The 17599-nt window shown below is 65.8% G+C and carries 17 protein-coding genes; 1 reads left to right on the top strand and 16 read right to left on the bottom strand.

The genetic code is table 11. The annotated features are described in order from the left end of the window. Positions 1 to 94 precede the first annotated feature (94 nt). From A6723_RS05850 to A6723_RS05770, 16 genes are all read right to left on the bottom strand, one after another. A complete protein-coding gene (locus A6723_RS05850; protein ID WP_054908279.1) occupies positions 95 to 604 on the bottom strand; it encodes an O-acetyl-ADP-ribose deacetylase in 510 nt (169 codons plus the stop codon). Positions 605 to 642: 38 nt separating this feature from the next. Further along, complete coding sequence (locus tag A6723_RS05845; protein ID WP_054908278.1) at positions 643 to 969, bottom strand: hypothetical protein; 327 nt, start codon at positions 967 to 969, stop codon at positions 643 to 645. Continuing rightward, on the bottom strand, positions 966 to 1904 hold the full coding sequence (locus tag A6723_RS05840; RefSeq protein WP_054908277.1) for an alpha/beta hydrolase: 939 nt from the start codon (positions 1902 to 1904) through the stop codon (positions 966 to 968). The genes A6723_RS05845 and A6723_RS05840 overlap by 4 nt, the downstream gene beginning before the upstream one ends. 57 nt (positions 1905 to 1961) lie before the next feature. Next, the gene (locus tag A6723_RS05835; RefSeq protein ID WP_054908276.1) at positions 1962 to 2621 is read right to left on the bottom strand and encodes a Bax inhibitor-1 family protein; all 660 of its coding nucleotides are present in this window, start codon (positions 2619 to 2621) and stop codon (positions 1962 to 1964) included. A 62-nt stretch (positions 2622 to 2683) separates the two neighbouring features. After that, complete coding sequence (locus tag A6723_RS05830) at positions 2684 to 3988, bottom strand: flavohemoglobin expression-modulating QEGLA motif protein (RefSeq protein WP_054908275.1); 1305 nt, start codon at positions 3986 to 3988, stop codon at positions 2684 to 2686. Next, positions 3985 to 4548, bottom strand: coding sequence for a hypothetical protein (locus tag A6723_RS05825; protein ID WP_054908274.1), 564 nt, complete (start codon positions 4546 to 4548; stop codon positions 3985 to 3987). The genes A6723_RS05830 and A6723_RS05825 overlap by 4 nt, the downstream gene beginning before the upstream one ends. Positions 4549 to 4655: 107 nt before the next feature. After that, entirely contained in the window at positions 4656 to 5372 is a 717-nt protein-coding gene (locus A6723_RS05820) for a TetR/AcrR family transcriptional regulator (protein ID WP_139092909.1), read from the bottom strand. Positions 5373 to 5732: 360 nt separating this feature from the next. Next, positions 5733 to 7238, bottom strand: coding sequence for a lysine--tRNA ligase (gene lysS, locus A6723_RS05815; protein ID WP_054908273.1), 1506 nt, complete (start codon positions 7236 to 7238; stop codon positions 5733 to 5735). Between the two features lie 117 nt (positions 7239 to 7355). Next, a protein-coding gene (gene prfB, locus A6723_RS05810) for a peptide chain release factor 2 (RefSeq protein ID WP_139092908.1) occupies positions 7356 to 8451 on the bottom strand; the annotation gives its coding sequence in 2 pieces (ribosomal slippage) (positions 7356 to 8378 and positions 8380 to 8451; 1095 coding nt in all). Between the two features lie 119 nt (positions 8452 to 8570). Then, the gene (locus A6723_RS05800; RefSeq protein ID WP_054908272.1) at positions 8571 to 9581 is read right to left on the bottom strand and encodes a PleD family two-component system response regulator; all 1011 of its coding nucleotides are present in this window, start codon (positions 9579 to 9581) and stop codon (positions 8571 to 8573) included. A gap of 24 nt (positions 9582 to 9605) precedes the next feature. Next, entirely contained in the window at positions 9606 to 10613 is a 1008-nt protein-coding gene (locus A6723_RS05795) for a chemotaxis response regulator protein-glutamate methylesterase (protein ID WP_054908271.1), read from the bottom strand. After that, the gene (locus tag A6723_RS05790; protein ID WP_054908270.1) at positions 10610 to 12898 is read right to left on the bottom strand and encodes a hybrid sensor histidine kinase/response regulator; all 2289 of its coding nucleotides are present in this window, start codon (positions 12896 to 12898) and stop codon (positions 10610 to 10612) included. Before A6723_RS05790 ends, A6723_RS05795 begins: the two co-directional genes overlap by 4 nt. Continuing rightward, a complete protein-coding gene (locus A6723_RS05785) occupies positions 12895 to 13596 on the bottom strand; it encodes a chemotaxis protein CheW (RefSeq protein WP_054908269.1) in 702 nt (233 codons plus the stop codon). The genes A6723_RS05790 and A6723_RS05785 overlap by 4 nt, the downstream gene beginning before the upstream one ends. Next, positions 13589 to 14824, bottom strand: a complete 1236-nt coding sequence (locus A6723_RS05780; protein WP_054908268.1) for a protein-glutamate O-methyltransferase CheR — start codon at positions 14822 to 14824, stop codon at positions 13589 to 13591. The genes A6723_RS05785 and A6723_RS05780 overlap by 8 nt, the downstream gene beginning before the upstream one ends. Next, on the bottom strand, positions 14821 to 15333 hold the full coding sequence (locus A6723_RS05775) for a chemotaxis protein CheW (RefSeq protein WP_054908267.1): 513 nt from the start codon (positions 15331 to 15333) through the stop codon (positions 14821 to 14823). The genes A6723_RS05780 and A6723_RS05775 overlap by 4 nt, the downstream gene beginning before the upstream one ends. Next, complete coding sequence (locus A6723_RS05770) at positions 15308 to 16927, bottom strand: methyl-accepting chemotaxis protein (protein ID WP_054908266.1); 1620 nt, start codon at positions 16925 to 16927, stop codon at positions 15308 to 15310. The genes A6723_RS05775 and A6723_RS05770 overlap by 26 nt, the downstream gene beginning before the upstream one ends. A 203-nt stretch (positions 16928 to 17130) precedes the next feature. Here A6723_RS05770 and A6723_RS05765 point away from each other — a divergent pair, with 203 nt between their 5' ends. Beyond that, on the top strand, positions 17131 to 17568 hold the full coding sequence (locus tag A6723_RS05765; protein ID WP_054908265.1) for a YqaA family protein: 438 nt from the start codon (positions 17131 to 17133) through the stop codon (positions 17566 to 17568). Positions 17569 to 17599: the final 31 nt, after the last annotated feature.

Raw genomic sequence — 17599 nt, 5'->3', positions numbered from 1 at the left:
CATGGGTATCGCTCCGCGCCACCCATCCTACGACCTGCGTTTCCTGTTGGAGCGGGCCACGCCCGCGACCATGGGCGTTTATTCAGGCCAGCGTTCAGCCCAGCAGGCGCCGGTACAGCTCGGCCATCTCGGCCGAGAAAGGCACCAGCACCAACTCTTTCAGCGAACTTCCTTCACCGAGCAGACGACGCAGTTCGTCCACGGCGACCTTCGCCGCGGCTTCGGCGGGATAACCGTATATACCAGTACTGATGGCGGGAAAGGCGATGCTGGCGAGGCCGTTGTCTTCGGCCAATTGCAGGCTGTTGCGGTAGCACTGGGCGAGCAGCCCGGGCTCGCCGTGCTCACCACCGCGCCAGACGGGTCCGACAGTGTGGATGACGAAGCGCGCCGGCAGGCGGAAGCCAGGAGTGATCTTCGCCTGGCCAGTCTTGCAGCCACCCAGCGGGCGGCACGCGTGGACCAGCTCCGGGCCGGCCGCACGGTGAATGGCGCCGTCGACACCTCCACCGCCCAGCAGCGAACTGTTGGCGGCATTGACGATGGCATCGACGTCGAGTCGGGTGATGTCGCCCTGCCAGACGCGGATTTCGGGGTGGCTCATGATGCTTGCTCCCTGCCTCTGCGACGGCGGGCCCGTCGTCATTTGACCTCTTGCGGGGTCTCTTCACCCATGCAGCGCACGGCGCGCTTGCGGCCATCGACCAGCACACCGGTCAGGCCCTTCTGGGTCATGTCGAACATCACCAGCACGCCATCGATGCACTGCGCCTGCTGGTCGGCCGGGTCCAGGGAGAGCTTGGTGCTGTCCTGGCCGGGAATGCTCTTGAGCATGGTGAACTGGGTCAGTTCCAGCGCGTCCTCGGGCTTGGCGAAGTGCAGGTAGCCGTAATACCAGAGCGTGCCAACCGAGACGAAGATGGTGGCGATGACAGTGAGGATGTAGGAGATCGGATTGCGGTCGTTCATGGGGTGCCTTGTTGTTTCGGGTCCGCCTGCGATTCCTGTGGCTTCGCCGGAGAGGGAGAGTTCGGGACTTCGGCCAACCGGCGCAGGCCGGTGAAGTGCTGCGGATCGTCAAGGAAGCGCAGCATCACTTCGCGCCACACCGGCTCCCCGAAGGTTTCCACGTGATTGCCGCGTGTCAGCTGGAAGACCTTGGGCGGCGGCGCGGCCTTGTAGAGGGTCAGGCCGTTGTCCAGGGGCACAATGGTATCGTCGATGCTGTGGAAGAACAGCACGGGTGCGCCAGAAAGTCGCGGCATGGAGCGGATCGCGCTGTCACCGTCGGGCACCAGCCAGGACAGCGGCACCTGCAGCGGCCAGGTCAGCCAACTGGTGCTCAGGGTGTATTGCGCCACATCGCGGTAACTGGCCGGCACGCCATCGAGCACCACGGCATTCAACTTCTTCTGCCGCTCAGGGTGCATGCCCAGGTAATGCACCGCCATGGCGCCGCCCAGGCTCTGGCCCAGCAGGATCACCGGTTTGCCCTGCACCTCCGGTGCCTTGTCCAGCCAGGCGAAGGCGGCGTCGATGTCCTGGTAGATTGCCGGCAGGCTCGGCTCGCCCTCGGACTTGCCGTAACCGCGGTAATCCAGCATCAGCACCTGGTAGCCCTGCTCCGGCAGCCAGTACGCGCCGCCCAGGTGCCAGGCCATGTTGCCGCCATTGCCGTGCAGGTGCAGCACGGTTCCCTTGACCGGCACACCCGCTTTCGCCGGCAACCACCAGCCGGCGAGCTTCACGCCATCGGCAGTGGTGAACGTGACGTCGCGGAACTCCAGTTTGGCCCGCGCGGGGGTGATGGCGACGTCGTCGCTGGGGTAGAACAGCAAGGAGCTGCAGGCGGTCAAAAGGAGAGTGCTTGTCAGTAGCAGGCAGGCTTTCAGCAATCGAGTCATGCAGCAGGTGTCCTTGTGTAGCGGCAGCCAATCACCATGCGGGGCGCCGCGCGGCGGTTATTTACGCCCGAGTATCCGCAGCACCCGCAGGAACAGGTTGATGATGTCCATGTAGAGCGCCGCTGCACTGTCGATAGCGTTATCGAGCGTCTTGGGAATCTGATTCGCACGAGCCCAGTCGTAACCGATGTATCCGCAGAAGATCACGGCGACGATCCAATCGAGGATGCCGTGGTGCACTCCGAAAACGAAGACTTCCACCAACTCAACCACGATCACCAGTAGCAAGGCGATGAGCAGTGTCGAACCGATTCGCTGGAAGAATGCCGGGAACAGGCTTCCGGCACACATCATCCCGACCGTAACCAGACCTGTGACGCGTATTGCTTGCAGCACAAGTTGCGGGTCGTACCGGGCGACGACCAGATTGACGATCAGGCCGAACGGAACCACCACGAGGTTGTAGCCCAGGAAGCTCACCACCGGGTTGCTGGACGAGCTGAACAGGTAGGCGCCGGCCAGACAGCAGGCAAAATAACCAATGTAGAAGATCCAGGGATTGAGGCCGCGAATCCACTCGACCGGGACGTTTCCCACCATCCACCAGTTCACCAGGAATCCCCAGCAGAGGGTCAGCCCGATGATCAGGTTGTAGGCGGCTGCGCCGATCGGGCGATCCTCGAAGTTCGCCTGCCTGTCGAATACCGAATGCTCCATTGCAATGCGCTCCTTGCGCCTGGATACCGACAAGTTCTCTCACCGCTGATTGGCAAAGCGACTCAGAGGATATTGGCGTAGTCCGCCTCGATGCGGTCGAGGCTGAGGTGGTTGAGGAAGTTCGAGAAGCACATCCACGCCGACAGTGCGTTGAGGTCGCGGAACTGCGGCGGCAGGTACTTGGGCGGTACCACCAGGCCCTCGTCCACCAGTTGGCGCAGGGTACGCATGTCTTCCAGGGTGGCCTTGCCGCAGAACAGCAGCGGGATCTGCTCCAGCTTGCCCTTGCGCACGGCGAGCTGGATGTAGTTGTAGATCAGGATGAAACCCTTGAGGTACGACAGGTCCTTGGTGAACGGCAGGCCCGACGGCGTCGAACCGCGGAACACCCGGCTGGCGTTCTGGTAGCTGCTTTCCGCGCTGTAGTTCTGCTCGCGGTAGAAGTTGAACACTTCCAGGAAGTCCGCGCCCTCCTCCGCCATGTGGATGGCGCGGGTGCGGTTGGTGAGCTTGCGCAGGCGCGTCGGGTAGGAGGCGAAGGCGATCACTTCCATCAGGATCGCCAGGCCTTCCTGGGTCACGGTGGACGACGGCGGGCCCTTGGCGAGGAAGGTGCAGATCGGCTGGTTGAGGCCATTGAGCGTGGTGCCGACGTGCACCAGGCCTTCGTGGACTTCCAGCGCGCGCACGTCGCGCTCGTTGAACATGGCGTCGGCACGCACCTTGATGTAATCGGCGCCGGCCGCCGCGTCAGCGACGATGCCGTCGGACTCGAAGACGCGGATGGTGTCCTCTTTGCCGTCGAACACCTTGTTGAGGCGCTCCTGCAACATCCGCACCGCGTCGCTGGCGGTAAGGGTCTTGGGTTCGTCCTTGAGGTCGCCTCGGTCGGCGATGTTGTTCAGGTAGTCCGAGAGCATCAGGCCGAGGTCCGCCAGGGTCGGATCGCCGGCATGAAAAGCATCGGAGGCAGAGCCGTAGAGTTCCTGGGAAATCAGCCCGAAGTCCTGGGTGCCGCGTGCTTCGAGCATGCGGATGACCATGCGGTATTCCTTGCACATGCGCCGCATGATCTGCCCGACCGGGTTGAACTGCCCCAGGTGGCGGGTGATGTCGCGCTCGATGTTCTGGAATTCCTGCTTCTTCGCGCTGCTGTCGAAGGACAGTGGGCGACTGTCGTAGTAGCTGCGGTCGACCTTGGGCGCGTGCTTGCCGCGGCCCTTGAGGAAGTCGTCGCGGATGCTGTCATCCCACTTGATGGCATCGAGTACGCGGATCGGTGTCTGCGCCTCGACGATCCGATCGGACAGGCTGCGGATGATCTGCTGGTACTCGTTGGGCGTGGACTTCTTGCGCCGTGGGGTCATTGCTTTTCTCCCGGGGTCACGCGCGAGAAGCGCAGCGCTTCGACGAACACGTCGGAATTGGCCGGATCATTCAGGTAGGCGATGACGTCGGCGAGCGGGCTGCTCACCAGCGCACCAGCACCCTGCTCGGTGTCGACCTTCTCGCCCTTGAGCGCGCCTTCCTTCATGTCCTGCAGGATATGGTCGACATCCAGGTTATAGATCACCAGTTCGTCCTTGTCGGTGATCTCGAAGCCGGCCAGGGCGAAGTTGCCGCCCATGCTCTTCGGCAACCCGGCCGAGAGGTACCAGCGACTGCCGTGATGGGCGACGGTGAAGCCGAAGTCCTCGACACTGTCGGTGTTGTCCTTGCTGTCGACGTAGCTGAGCGCACGGTAGAGGTTGGAGCCGGAGCGGGTGACCTCGAGGAACTGCTCCTCGCCGTACTCGTCCACACGCGACCACTGGCCCAGCAGGTGAGCCGGCGCGGGCTCGTTGGCCGGAATCGGGTCCTTGAACGTCACCAGACAGCCACTGAGCAGGCAGATGCTCAACAGCAGCAGTGCACGCCAGACTTTCATCACGCCCTCCTTAGGTCCGGATGCCTTCTCATGCGATACGCGCAGGCGTCCGGAGTTCCGACACGAAAACCCCGCCGGCCGGCGGGGTTGGAATGCAGCAGTTGGCGCTACAAACCCATCACCAGGTCGAGGTAGCGGCTAAGGATGGCACGCATTTCCTCGATCTGCAGATGGTCGGCGCCGTCCAGCAGGCCCTGATACTCCATCTGCAGGATGATGGCCGTCAACACCCGGGCATCCTGCTCGGGCTGCTTTGAACCGAGCACTTCGAAGAAATGCACCACGCCCAGGGACAGAATCCGTCGGTGGCGCTGTGCCAGATCGCTGAGGCTGGGGTTGAGCAGCGCCTCCTGGCGGAAGGCCTGTTCGGCCAGCAGATGCTCGCGGCGCTCGTTGAGCTGGACCATCACGTACTGGATCGCCAGCTCGACGATATTCGCGGTCAGTTCGCGGCGCGCCTGCGGGTCGTCCTGGGCGAGACCGGCGGCCATGGCCTGGAGGTCACCCTCGACGCTGCCCCAGAAGGTCGACAGGGCTTCGGCGCTGCGTTCGACGAAGAGCGCGAAGGTATCGGTGATGAGGTCCTGGATGTCCTTGAAGTAGTAGGTGGTGGCGGACAGCGGCACGCCGGCCTCGGCGGCCACGGCACGGTGGCGTACGGCGCGGACGCCATCGCGCACGATGATCCGCAGCGCGGCGTCGAGGATCGCCTGGCGGCGCTGCTCGCTGCCTTGGCGGCTGGCCTTGCGGCCCTGGTATTTGACACTTTCGGCGATGGCGCTGGCGACTTGCGCGGCACTGTCTCGCGGGGACACTGGGGTCACGGGCATTACCTCCGACGGCGCGGCCTGATGGCGCATTGTTCGAGCTTTTCTGTGGGAAAACAATCGCCGCCATGTGGCTGCGACACCGGCGCACGAAGCAGGCCGCGAGGCAGAGCAGGCGGCAGGGAGTCAGGCCTGGGTGTATGACGTGCCACATAGCGCACGAGCCACGGGAATGACCTGCATTTCGTCGGATGGTATACCGCCAGAATCCCTGGCATCTGCAGGAGCGAGCTGGCTCGCGAACGGGCTGCCCGGCAGCACCGCCACGCAACGGTTCGCGAGCAGGCTCGCTCCTGCGAATAACAACGGAAACGAAAAAGGCCGCCCGAGGGCGGCCTTTCTTTCCAGTTCCTGCGCTTACGCCTGCGGGCGCATGTGCGGGAACAGGATGACGTCGCGGATCGACGGCGAGTTGGTCAGCAGCATCACCAGGCGGTCGATACCGATACCTTCGCCGGCGGTGGGCGGCATGCCGTATTCCAGCGCGTTGACGAAGTCGGCGTCGTAGTGCATCGCCTCGTCGTCACCGGCGTCCTTCTCCTTCACCTGCAGCATGAAGCGCTCGGCCTGATCTTCGGCGTCGTTGAGCTCGGAGTAGGCGTTGGCGATCTCGCGGCCACCGATGAACAGTTCGAAGCGATCGGTGACGCTCGGGTCGTTGTCGTTGCGGCGCGCCAGCGGGGAGACTTCGAACGGATACTGGGTGATGAAGTGCGGCTGCTCCAGCTTGTGCTCGACCAGCTCTTCGAAAATCATCACCTGCAGCTTGCCCAGGCCTTCGTGGCCGAGGACCTTGGCGCCGGCCTTCTTGGCGATGGCGCGGGCCTTCTCGAGGTCGGTCAGGTCAGCCGCGGTCAGTTCCGGGTTGTACTTGAGGATGGCATCGAACACGGACAGGCGGGCGAACGGCTCGCCGAAGTGGAAGACCTTGTCGCCGTAGGGCACGTCGGTGCTGCCGAGCACGGCCTGGGCCAGCTCGCGGAACAGCTCTTCGGTCAGGTCCATGTTGTCTTCGTAGTCGGCGTAGGCCTGGTAGAACTCGAGCATGGTGAACTCGGGGTTGTGCCGGGTCGAAACGCCTTCGTTACGGAAGTTGCGGTTGATCTCGAAGACTTTCTCGAAGCCACCGACCACCAGGCGCTTGAGGTACAGCTCCGGGGCGATACGCAGGAACATGGCCATGTCCAGCGCGTTGTGGTGGGTTTCGAAGGGCTTGGCCGCCGCGCCGCCAGGGATGGTCTGCAGCATCGGGGTTTCCACTTCGAGGAAGCCGCGATCGGAGAGGAAGCGACGGATGTGGGCGATGACCTGCGAACGCACGCGGAAGGTGTGGCGGGTTTCCTCGTTGACGATCAGGTCGACGTAGCGCTGGCGGTAGCGCTGCTCGGTGTCGGTCAGGCCGTGGTGCTTGTCCGGCAGCGGGCGCAGGGACTTGGTCAGCAGGCGCACGCTGGTCATCTCGACGTAGAGGTCGCCCTTGCCGGAACGGGCCAGGGTGCCTTCGGCGCCGATGATGTCGCCCAGGTCCCAGGTCTTGATCTCGGCCAGGGTTTCTTCCGGCAGGGTCTTGCGGTTCACGTAGGCCTGAAGGCGGCCGCTGCTGTCCTGCAGGACGATGAACGAACCACGGTTGAGCATGATGCGACCGGCGACCTTGACCGGGATGGCTGCAGCTTCCAGCTCTTCCTTGGTCTTGTCGGCGTACTGTTTCTGCAGGTCCGCGAAGTAGTCGGCGCGGCGGAAGTCGTTGGGGAAGGCAATGGCCTTGGCCTCACGCACGGCGGCAAGCTTTTCCTTGCGCTGGGCGATCAGCTTGTTTTCTTCCTGTTGCAGTTCGGTCTGGTCGAGTTGTTGGTCGCTCATGGTCGTCTATCTGCCTGGCGTCTAAATCAAATTGGGGGATACGTGTAGGAGCGAGCTTGCTCGCGAAGCTCTTGGACGGGTTCGCGAGCAAGCTCGCTCCTACAGTAGAGCTCTGCGTCAGAGCCCTTGTTTGAGGCTGGCCTCGAGATACTCGTTGAGGTCGCCGTCGAGCACCTTGTCGCAATCGCTGCGTTCCACGCCGGTACGCAGGTCCTTGATGCGCGACTGGTCGAGCACGTAGGAACGGATCTGGTGGCCCCAGCCGATATCGGACTTGGTGTCTTCCAGCGCCTGCGAGGCGGCGGTGCGCTTCTGCATCTCCTGCTCGTACAACCGGGCCCGCAGCATCTTCATGGCGGTGTCCTTGTTGGCGTGCTGGGAGCGTTCGTTCTGGCACGCTACCACGGTGTTGGTCGGTACGTGGGTGATACGCACCGCGGAGTCGGTGGTGTTCACGTGCTGACCGCCCGCGCCGGAGGAGCGGTAGGTGTCGATGCGCAGGTCGGCCGGGTTGATCTCGATCTCGATGTTGTCGTCGATTTCCGGCGAGACGAACACCGCGGTGAACGAGGTGTGGCGACGGTTGCCGGAGTCGAACGGGCTCTTGCGCACCAGGCGGTGCACGCCGATCTCGGTGCGCAGCCAGCCGAAGGCGTACTCGCCCTTGATATGCACGGTGGCGCCCTTGATGCCGGCGACTTCGCCCTCGGACAGCTCGACGATCTCGGCATCGAAGCCGTTCTTGTCGGCCCAGCGCAGGTACATGCGCAGCAGCATGTTGGCCCAGTCCTGGGCTTCGGTGCCGCCGGAGCCGGCCTGGATGTCCAGGTAGGCGTTGTTGGGGTCCATCTCGCCGCTGAACATGCGGCGGAACTCGAGCTTCTCGAGGATTTCGCGCAGGCGCTGGACTTCGGCTTCGACGTCGCCAACGGCGCCTTCGTCATTCTCCTCGACCGCCATGTCGAGCAGGTCGCGGGAGTCGGCCAGACCGCCGGTGAGCTCGTCGAGGGTCTCGACGATCTGCGCCAGCATGGCGCGCTCGCGGCCCAGGTTCTGGGCGTATTCGGGCTTGTTCCAGACCGCCGGGTCTTCCAGCTCGCGGTTTACTTCGATCAGACGATCATGTTTCAGATCGTAGTCAAAGATACCCCCGAATCGACTGGGTGCGGTCGGTGAGGTCCTTGATGCTGTTGAGGATCGGTTGGATTTCCATGGCGGGCATCTCTCACGGGTAAAGGGCGTAGAAAAGCCGGCAAGTATACGTGATTTTTCGCCACCTTTTCAGGCTTTGCGACAAAGCACGCCCACCGTTTTCGCGCCCTCCCCGCCCGTTCAGCCGGCGATGGCCACCTGGTTGCGGCCGCCGTGCTTGGCGTTGTAGAGCGCCTGGTCGGCCAGTTCGATGAGCTGGCGGCAGGCCTGCCCGGCCTGGGGGATCAGCGTCGCCACACCGATGCTGATGGTCAGCGACGAGCCCGGCGTGGGCAGTTCGTGGCGGATATTCAGGTCCTGCACCAGGCGCCGCAGCTTTTCCGCCAGCAGGCGTGCACCGCCGGGCGAGGTGTTAGGGAGGACCATGACGAACTCCTCGCCGCCGTAGCGCGCGGGCAGGTCCGAGGGGCGGCTGGCGCTGGCGCGGATCGCCCCGGCCACCTGGCGCAGCGCCTCGTCGCCCTGCACGTGGCCGAAGGTGTCGTTGTAGGCCTTGAAGTGGTCGACATCCATCAACAGGATCGACAGCTGGGTCTGCTCGCGCAGGCCGCGGCGCCACTCCATTTCCAGGTATTCGTCGAAGTGCCGGCGGTTGGACAGCCCGGTGAGGCCGTCGGAGTTCATCAGCCGCTGCAGCACCAGGTTGGTTTCCAGCAACTGCTGCTGGCTCTCGCGCAGGGCCCGGTAGGCCTCGTCGCGCTGCAGCAGGGCGAGGTAGGAGCGCGAGTGGTAGCGCACCCGCGCGATCAGCTCGATGGCGTCGGGCAGCTTGACCAGGTAGTCGTTGGCGCCGGCGGTGAACGCCGCGCTTTTCACCGCCGGGTCTTCCTTGGTCGACAGGACGATGATCGGCAGGTCACGCGTAGCCGGATTGGCACGGTACTCGCGCACCAGCGAGAGGCCGTCGGCGCCGGGCATCACCAGGTCCTGGAGGATCACCGTGGGCTTGATCTGGATGGCCAGGGCAATGGCCTGGTGCGGATCGGAGCAGAAGTGGAAGTCGATGCTGGGGTCGTCCGCCAGCGCGCGGCGCACGGCTTCGCCGATCATCGGCTGATCGTCCACCAGCAGCACCATCACAGCGGAATCGCCTGGGATGTTCACGGGGTAGTCACTCGTCAAAGGGTTCATCTGATGGGGCTCCGTAGCCTGCACTCAGGCGCAGACTTCAGCGAGTCTTCGGGCGATGTCGCCCAGCGCGCGAATCTCCACGGCGGCACCGATCGCCGCCGCGGCCTTGGGCATACCGTACACGGCGCTGCTGGCCTGGTCCTGGGCCAGCGTCAAGAAACCGCGTTCGCGCATGCGCTTCAATCCCTCGGCGCCGTCCCGGCCCATGCCGGTCAGCAGCACACCGACGGCATCGCCGGACCAGTACTCCACCACGCTGTCGAAAAACACATCGATGGATGGCCGGTAGATGTGGCCGCTGGGTTCGGCGGTGTAGGCCAGTTCGCCGCCCTTGACCAGCCGGATATGGTGATTGGTGCCGGCCAGCAGCACGCAGCCCGGCTGCGGCGGCTCGCCGTTGCGCGCCAGGCGCACGGGAATCGTCGACTGGGTGGAGAGCCACTCGGCCATGCCGGCGGCAAATACCTCGTCGACGTGCTGGACGACCACGATGGCCGCCGGGAAATCCGCCGGCAGCTTCGCAAACAGATCCGCCAGTGCCGCCGGGCCGCCCGCCGAAGAGCCGATGGCGACCAGCTTGCGAGCACCACCGCCCTTGCGCGCCGGCACCGTGCTGGTGGCAGGGCGGCTGTCGCGCGGTGCATTGAGCCAGGCCAGGTTCTGCAGCTTGCGCAGCAGCGGGCGAGCCGCCTCGGCGGGGTCGCCGGCGCCCATGCTCGGGGTATTCACCGCGTCCACCGCGCCATTGCCCATGGCGTCGAACACGCGGCTCATGTTCTGTTCCAGGTCGACCGTGACGACGATGATCGCACAGGGGCTCTGGGCCATGATCCGACGCGTGGCCTCGACGCCATCCATCACCGGCATCAGCAGGTCCATGAGGACCACGTCGGGCTTGTGCGCCGCGCACATCTCCAGCGCTTCGGCGCCGTTGGCGGCGACCCAGACGATGCGATGCGCCGGCTCGAAAGCGAGCGCGCGGCGCATCGCCTCCACTGCCAGTGGCATGTCGTTGACTATCCCTATCTTCACCCGTGGGCTCCTCCGATCAGGTCGACCACCGCGTCCAGCAGGGCCTCGTCATGGAAGCTGGCCTTGGCCAGATAATAGTCGGCGCCGGCATCCAGGCCGCGTCGACGGTCTTCTTCGCGGTCCTTGTAGGACACCACCATCACCGGCAGCGATTGCAGGCGGGTGTCGCGGCGGATCAGGGTCACCAACTCGATACCGTCCATGCGCGGCATGTCGATGTCGGTGATGACCAGATCGAAATGCTCAGAGCGCAGGGCGTTCCAGCCGTCCATGCCGTCCACCGCCACAGCGACGTCATATCCCCGCCCCAGCAGCAGCTTGCGTTCCAGTTCGCGCACGGTGAGCGAGTCGTCCACCACCAGCACGCGCTTGCGCGCCGGGCCGGCGAGGCGCCCGGCAGGATCGATGCGTTCGAGCCGGCCGGTAGCCAGGAGCTTCTCCACCGAGCGCAGCATGTCCTCGACGTCGAGGATCAACACTGGCGTGCCGTCATCCAGCAGCGCACCGGCGGAAACGTCCTGCACCTTGCCCAGCCGCGCGTCCAGCGGCACCACCACCAGGGTGCGCTCGCCGATGAACTTTTCCACTGCCACGCCGTAGGCGCTTTCCCGATCGCGGATCACCACCACCGGAATCTCGTCCGGCGAGCCTTCGCCATCAGGGCGCTGCAACAGCTGGCTGGCGGAGACCAGGCCGACATGCCGTCCTTCATGCCAGAACTGCTGGCGGCCTTCGAGCTGGACGATCTCGTCCGCCGCCAACCGGCGCATGCGCTCGATGTGCGCCAACGGGAAGGCGTACGCCTCGCCGCCGATGGTGACGACCAGGCTGCGCACCACGGACAGCGTCAGCGGCACTTCCAGGTGGAAACGCGCGCCCTGCCCGCGTACCTGCTCCATGCGGATGCCGCCGCGCAGCTGGCGCACCATGTGCTGCACGGCATCCAGGCCGACGCCGCGACCGGACACCTCGGTGACCTGCTCGCGCATGCTGAAGCCGGGCAGGAACAGGAAGCTCAGCAGCTCGTCCTCGGTGAGGCGCGCCACGGTTTCCTCGGTGGACAGCTGGCGGCGGACGATGGCCGCGCGCAGGCGGTCGAGGTCAACACCGCCGCCGTCATCTTGCAGCTCCAGGACCAGCATGCCGGCGTGATGGCGGGCCAGCAGCTGGATGACGCCCTGTTCCAGCTTGCCGGCGCGGGCGCGCACCTCGGCGGATTCGATGCCGTGGTCGACGGCGTTGCGCAGCAGGTGAGTGAGCGGCGCTTCGAGCTTTTCCAGCACATCGCGGTCGACCTGGGTCGTTGCGCCCTGCACGTCCAGGCGCACAGCCTTGCCCAACGAGCGGCCGAGATCACGGACCATCCGCGCCTGCCCGGACAGCACGTCGGAGAAGGGACGCATGCGGCAGGACAGTGCGGTGTCGTAGAGCGACTGCGCGCGCTGGCCGGCCTTGAAGCTGAACTCGTCCAGCTCGGCGATCTGCTCGCTGAGCAGTTGCTGGCACTCGCCGACCAGGCGGCGCGCGTCGGCCAGGTAGGCCTGCGCCTCGGCGTCGAGGTTGGCCGTGCTGGCAGCGTCGCGGGCGCCATCCAGGACGCGGCTGGCACTGGCCTGGATTCGCTTGAGGCGCTGCAGGGAATCGAGCAGCGGCTTGAGGCGCTGGGACTCCACCAGCGACTTGCTGGAATAGTCGAGCAGTTGGTTCAGGCGCTCGGCGGTGACCCGCAGCACGCGTTCGCCAGCTTCATCGCTGTCGCTGGAGCGGCGACGGGGTGCCGGCTCGGCGGGCGCGGCAGGCGGCGTGGGCGATTCAGTAGCCGCCTCAATGGCGACGGGGGCCGGCTCGACCGGCATGGCAACGGGAGGCGCAGGCGGTGCCGGGGTCTTTCCGGAAAGCAGCGCCTGCAGGCGCTCGACCATGGCCGGTACGCCCTGCTGGGCCTGCTCCGCACGCTCGGGCTGGGCGTCGGCGATGTGCAGGAGGATATCGGTGCCGGCCAGCAGCGCGTCGATATGCCCGGAGGTCAGCAGCAGGCGGCCCTCCTGGGCGCCGACCAGGCAGTCTTCCATCACATGGGCGACCTGCACGCCGGCATCCAGCCCGACGATCCGCGCCGCGCCCTTGAGCGAGTGCGCCGCGCGCATGCAGGCTTCGAGCTGGTCGGCCTGGGTCGGGTTGCGCTCCAGCGCCATCAGGCCCTGCACCAGCACCTGCGTCTGGGCCTCCGCCTCCAGGCGGAACAGCTCCAGCATCGATGCGTCCTTCATCTGGTCCGGGGTCATGCGAGGCTCCGGGTGGCGGCATCGAGCAGGGCTTCCTGGTCGAGCAGGCGGATGCTGCGGTTGCGCCACTGCATCACACCACGGGTGAAGCGGTCATTGGCGGCGTGGCCCTGAGACGCGGCTTCGACGATGGCCTTCTCCTCCAGCTCATGAATGCCTTCCACCTCGTCCACCGGCGAGATGATCGGCCCGCCAACGGCCGCCAGGATCAGCATGCGCGGCACGACGCGGGCATCGTCACGAGTGGCCGTACGGTTGTCGAGGCCGAGCAGTTCACCGAGGGAAATGCACGCCACCAGGGTGCCACGCACATTGGCCACGCCCAGCAGCGCGGGCGAGCGCTGGTGCGGCAGCGAGTGCACGACGCAGGACGGTGCCACCTCGGCCAGGGCGCGGGTGGGCAGGCCCAGCCATTCCTCGCCGAGACGGAAGATCAGGTGCGGTCGGCCCTCTTCGATGGCTGCCTCAGTGGTTTCGACGGGCGCCAGCTGCGCTCCCTCGCTGCCCAGCGCGTAGCGGTCCAGCAGGCTGATGGCAGCGGCGGCATGCACCGGGCAGTTGCGGCAATGGATGTGCTCGGCCAGCTTCGGGCAGCTGCGGTCGCCGCGCACGCCGATGCGGTTCCAGCAGTCGTCCACCGTCGGCAGGTCGCTGTCGAAGACCGAGCTGCCGATGGATGAAGAGTCGCGTTCAACCATTGCGCTTCACTCCTCGCGCGGCGCGCTCCTGCAGGCGGCGGGCGCCGGCCGTGTCGCCCTGGGCCGCAAGCAGCGCGGCCAGGTGCTGCAGGCTTTCCTGGTGGTCGGGTTGCAGGTACAGGGCCTTGCGGTAGAAAGCCTGGGCCTCGCTGCCCTGGCCCTGGGCATCGGCCAGCAGGCCGAGCCAGTAGAAAGCTTCGGCGTCCGGGCCCTTCTCGGCCAGCAGCGCCTCGCAGCGCTGGCGCGCTTCGGCGGCCTGGCCGGAGTTGGCCAGCCGAGCGATCTCCGCCAGCGCGTTACCGGCAGGCACAGTGACCGGCGGCTCGGGCTTGGCGGCCAGGCGCGGGCGCACCGGCGCGGGCTTGGGCGGAGCCGGACGCGGAATCGGCGCCGGCGCGGTCCAGTTCAGCGGCGCCACGCGGGGAGTCGGTTCGGCGCTTTCCAGCGGGAAGGCGAAGGATTGCGGGACGCCCAGCGGGCGCAGGCCGATGCGCGACATCAGGCTGGCTTCGGCCGGGCCGATGAACAGCACGCCATCCGGCCGTGTCAGGCGACACAGCACTTCCACCACCTGCTCCTGGGTCGGCCGGTCGAAATAGATCAGCAGGTTGCGGCAGAACACGTAGTCATAGGGTGCTTCGCCGGCCAGCAGGCCCTGCGCCAGCAGGTTGCCGACGCGGAAGCGGACTTTGCGGCGCACCGCCTCGGCGAGCTGGTATTCGTTGCCATCGGCGCTGAAGTGGCGGTCGCGGAACTCCAGGTTGGAGCCGCGGAAGGAGTTGCGTCCATAACGCCCCTCTTCCGCCCGCTCCAGTACCGCACGGCTGACATCCAGCGCGTCGACCTGGAAGGCAGACGGCGCCAGTCCCGCATCCAGCAGCGCCATGACGATCGAGTACGGCTCCTCGCCAGTCGAACAGGGCAGGCTGAGCACGCGCAGCGGGCGGCTGCCGGCCAGCTCCAGCAAGCGCCGGGACGCGAGATCGGCGAGCGCGCCGAAGGATTCGGGGTAGCGGAAGAACCAGGTCTCCGGGACTATCACCGCTTCGATCAGTGCCTGCACTTCCTCGGCAGAACCCTGCAGGAGCATCCAATAGTGCTCGGCGTTGCCGTTGCTGGCCTTGTTGATGCGCTGGCGCACGGCGCGCTCGATCACGGCGTCGCCCACCGATTCGGCGTCCAGGCCGATACGTTCCTTGAGCAATCGGGCGAAGCGCGGATCGGTCATGCCGGCGCCCCTCCCGAGTCACGCAGCAGGCGCGCGCGGGCTTCGTCGCTGAGCAACTGGTCGACACCGACGCGCTGCAGCAAGCCCTGCTCATCCTCCAGCACGGGGCCGAGATAGCGGGCGCTGCCGTTGTCCAGTGGGTAATCGCGGAAAGCCTCGGGATCACGGCGCAGGGTGTGCGTGGCCTGTTCGAGGATCAGCCCGAGCCGCTGCTCCGGGCCATCGACCGCGGCGCGGTAACGCACCAGCACCAGGCGCGTGCTGGTGCGACGCGGCGCGCTGTAGCCGAAGGCCAACTGGCTCAGGTCGAGCACCGGCAAGAGTTCGCCGCGGTGCGGGAACAGCCCGGCAATCCAGTTCGGCGCTTCCGGCACGCGCTTGAGCGCAGGCACCGGCAGCACCTCGATGACGTCATGGACGTCCAGCGCATAGCGGTCCGCCCCCAGGCGGAATTGCAGGTACAGCCTGCCCGCCGCGGCGGCGTCAGACCTTGAAGCGGGAGACGCCATTGCGCAGTCCGTTGGCCACGAGGTTCAGCTCGTCGATGGCGAAGCTCGCCTGGCGCAGGGATTCCACGGTCTGCCCGGTAGCCTCGCCGAGCTGCACCAGCGCCTGGTTGATCTGCTCGGCGCCGGTGGCCTGGGCCTGCATGCCTTCGTTGACCATCTGCACACGCGGCGCCAGCGCCTGCACCTGCTGGATGATCTGCGAGAGCTGCTCACCGACCTGGCCGACTTCGGAAATGCCGCGACGCACCTCCTCGGAAAACTTGTCCATGCCCATCACGCCAGCGGACACGGCGGACTGGATCTCGCGGACCATCTGCTCGATGTCGTAGGTGGCCACGGCGGTCTGGTCGGCCAGGCGGCGCACTTCGGTGGCGACCACGGCGAAGCCACGGCCGTACTCGCCGGCTTTCTCCGCCTCGATGGCGGCGTTGAGCGACAGCAGGTTGGTCTGGTCAGCCACCTTGACGATGGTGGTGACCACCTGGTTGATGTTGCCGGCGCGCTCATTGAGGATCGCCAGTTTGGCGTTGACCAGTTCGGCGGCGCCCATCACGTGGTGCATGGTCTCTTCCATGCGCGCCAGGCCGAGCTGGCCGGAGCCGGCCAAGGTGGAAGTCTGCTCGGCAGCCGACGACACCTCGGTCATGGTGCGCACCAGGTCGCGGGAGGTGGCGGCAATTTCCCGCGAGGTGGCGCCGATCTCGGTGGTGGTGGCGGCCGTCTCGGTGGCGGTGGCCTGCTGCTGCTTGGAGGTAGCGGCGATCTCGGTCACCGAGGTGGTCACCTGGATGGCCGAGCGCTGCGCCTGGGATACCAGGCCCTTGAGCTCCTCGGCCATGCCGTTGAAGCCGGTTTCGATCACGGCGAATTCGTCGTTGCGCTCCATGGCCAGGCGCGTGGTGAAGTCGCCGCCGCCCATGACCTGCAGGCCTTTCACCACCTGGCGCACCGGCTCGGTGATGGCGCGCATCAGCAATAGCCCGCATACCGCGGCGGCCAGAATCGCCAGCAGCAGGGAAATGAGCATGATCACCTTGGCGGTGGTCACCTCGGTAACGATGTTCTCCGCGGCGGCATCGGCGATCTCCTTGTTCAGCGAGATCAACTGGTTCAGCGTTTTGCGGCCGTCCTCCCACATCGGCTCCAGGCGATCCAGCAGCAGACGCCGGGCACCCTCGCGGTCCGTGGTGTAGAGCTGCAGCACCTGTCCGAGCAGGGCGTCATACTCGTTTATCTGCTGCTTGAAGTGCGCGAGCATTTCCTTGTCGCGACTGTCGCTGACCGTCCGTTCATAGAGGGCAACGCGCTCGATCAGGGTGTCATGGTTGGCACGGAACTCCTGCCGGCGCGCCTCGTCGAGCGACTTGCCATCGCTCAGGCCAACCAGTACCTGGGTCAGCAGGATGCTGTCGGTCCAGGCCGAGCGCACCGTGGTCAGGGCATAGGTGCCGGGCATGGCATCTTCGCTGACCCGCTTCGTGCTGGCTTCCACGCGAAGCAGACGGGTGTAGGAAATCACCACCATCAGCAACATGATCGCGATGACGACGGCAAAGCTGGCCAGGATGCGTTGGCGTAGAGTCCAGTTCTTCACAGCGTTCCCCAGAAGATGTGTGGCGTGCCGACGGATGATGGATTCGGGCGAGCAGTCGCGCGAATGTAAATTCCTACTAAATCCTCAGCAAGATAGGACATATAGTATCCGGAGACGCTGGAACCTTATCTCTTTATTCCGAATTTTTAGTACGCCGGTTCTGCCATTCCGACGCCCCATTTCCCTCGGCCAATCCAAGACTCATGCTCAGCCTTGCCCTGGCCGCTCACCTTGGCCTTTTCCTCTCCGCCTTCGGCGCCGCCACCCTGCTGCCGCTGCAATCTGAAGCCGTGCTGGTCGGCCTGCTGCTGGGTGGGCAGCACCCACTGTGGTCGCTGCTGCTCGCCGCCAGCCTCGGCAACGTGCTCGGTTCGCTGGTGAACTGGCTGCTCGGCCGGGGCATCGAGCGCTGGCGCGGACGGCGCTGGTTCCCGGTGAGCGAGCGGGCGCTGGAAAAGGCCCAGCACCACTACCAGCGCTTCGGCAGCTGGTCGCTGCTGCTGAGCTGGGCGCCGGTGATCGGCGACCCGCTGACGCTGATCGCCGGCGTCATGCGCGAGCCGTTGTGGCGCTTCCTGCTGCTGGTCACGCTGGCCAAGTTCGGGCGCTACGCAGCGCTGGCCTGGCTCACGCTCGTCTGAATGAACCCCTCTCCAAAAGCGGACAGGTTTT

It is taken from the genome of Pseudomonas sp. AU11447 (assembly GCF_001672555.2).
Classification (GTDB): domain Bacteria; phylum Pseudomonadota; class Gammaproteobacteria; order Pseudomonadales; family Pseudomonadaceae; genus Pseudomonas; species Pseudomonas nitroreducens.
The sequence above is the reverse complement of the archived record's forward strand: the minus strand, read 5'-3'. Positions and strand labels throughout refer to the sequence as shown.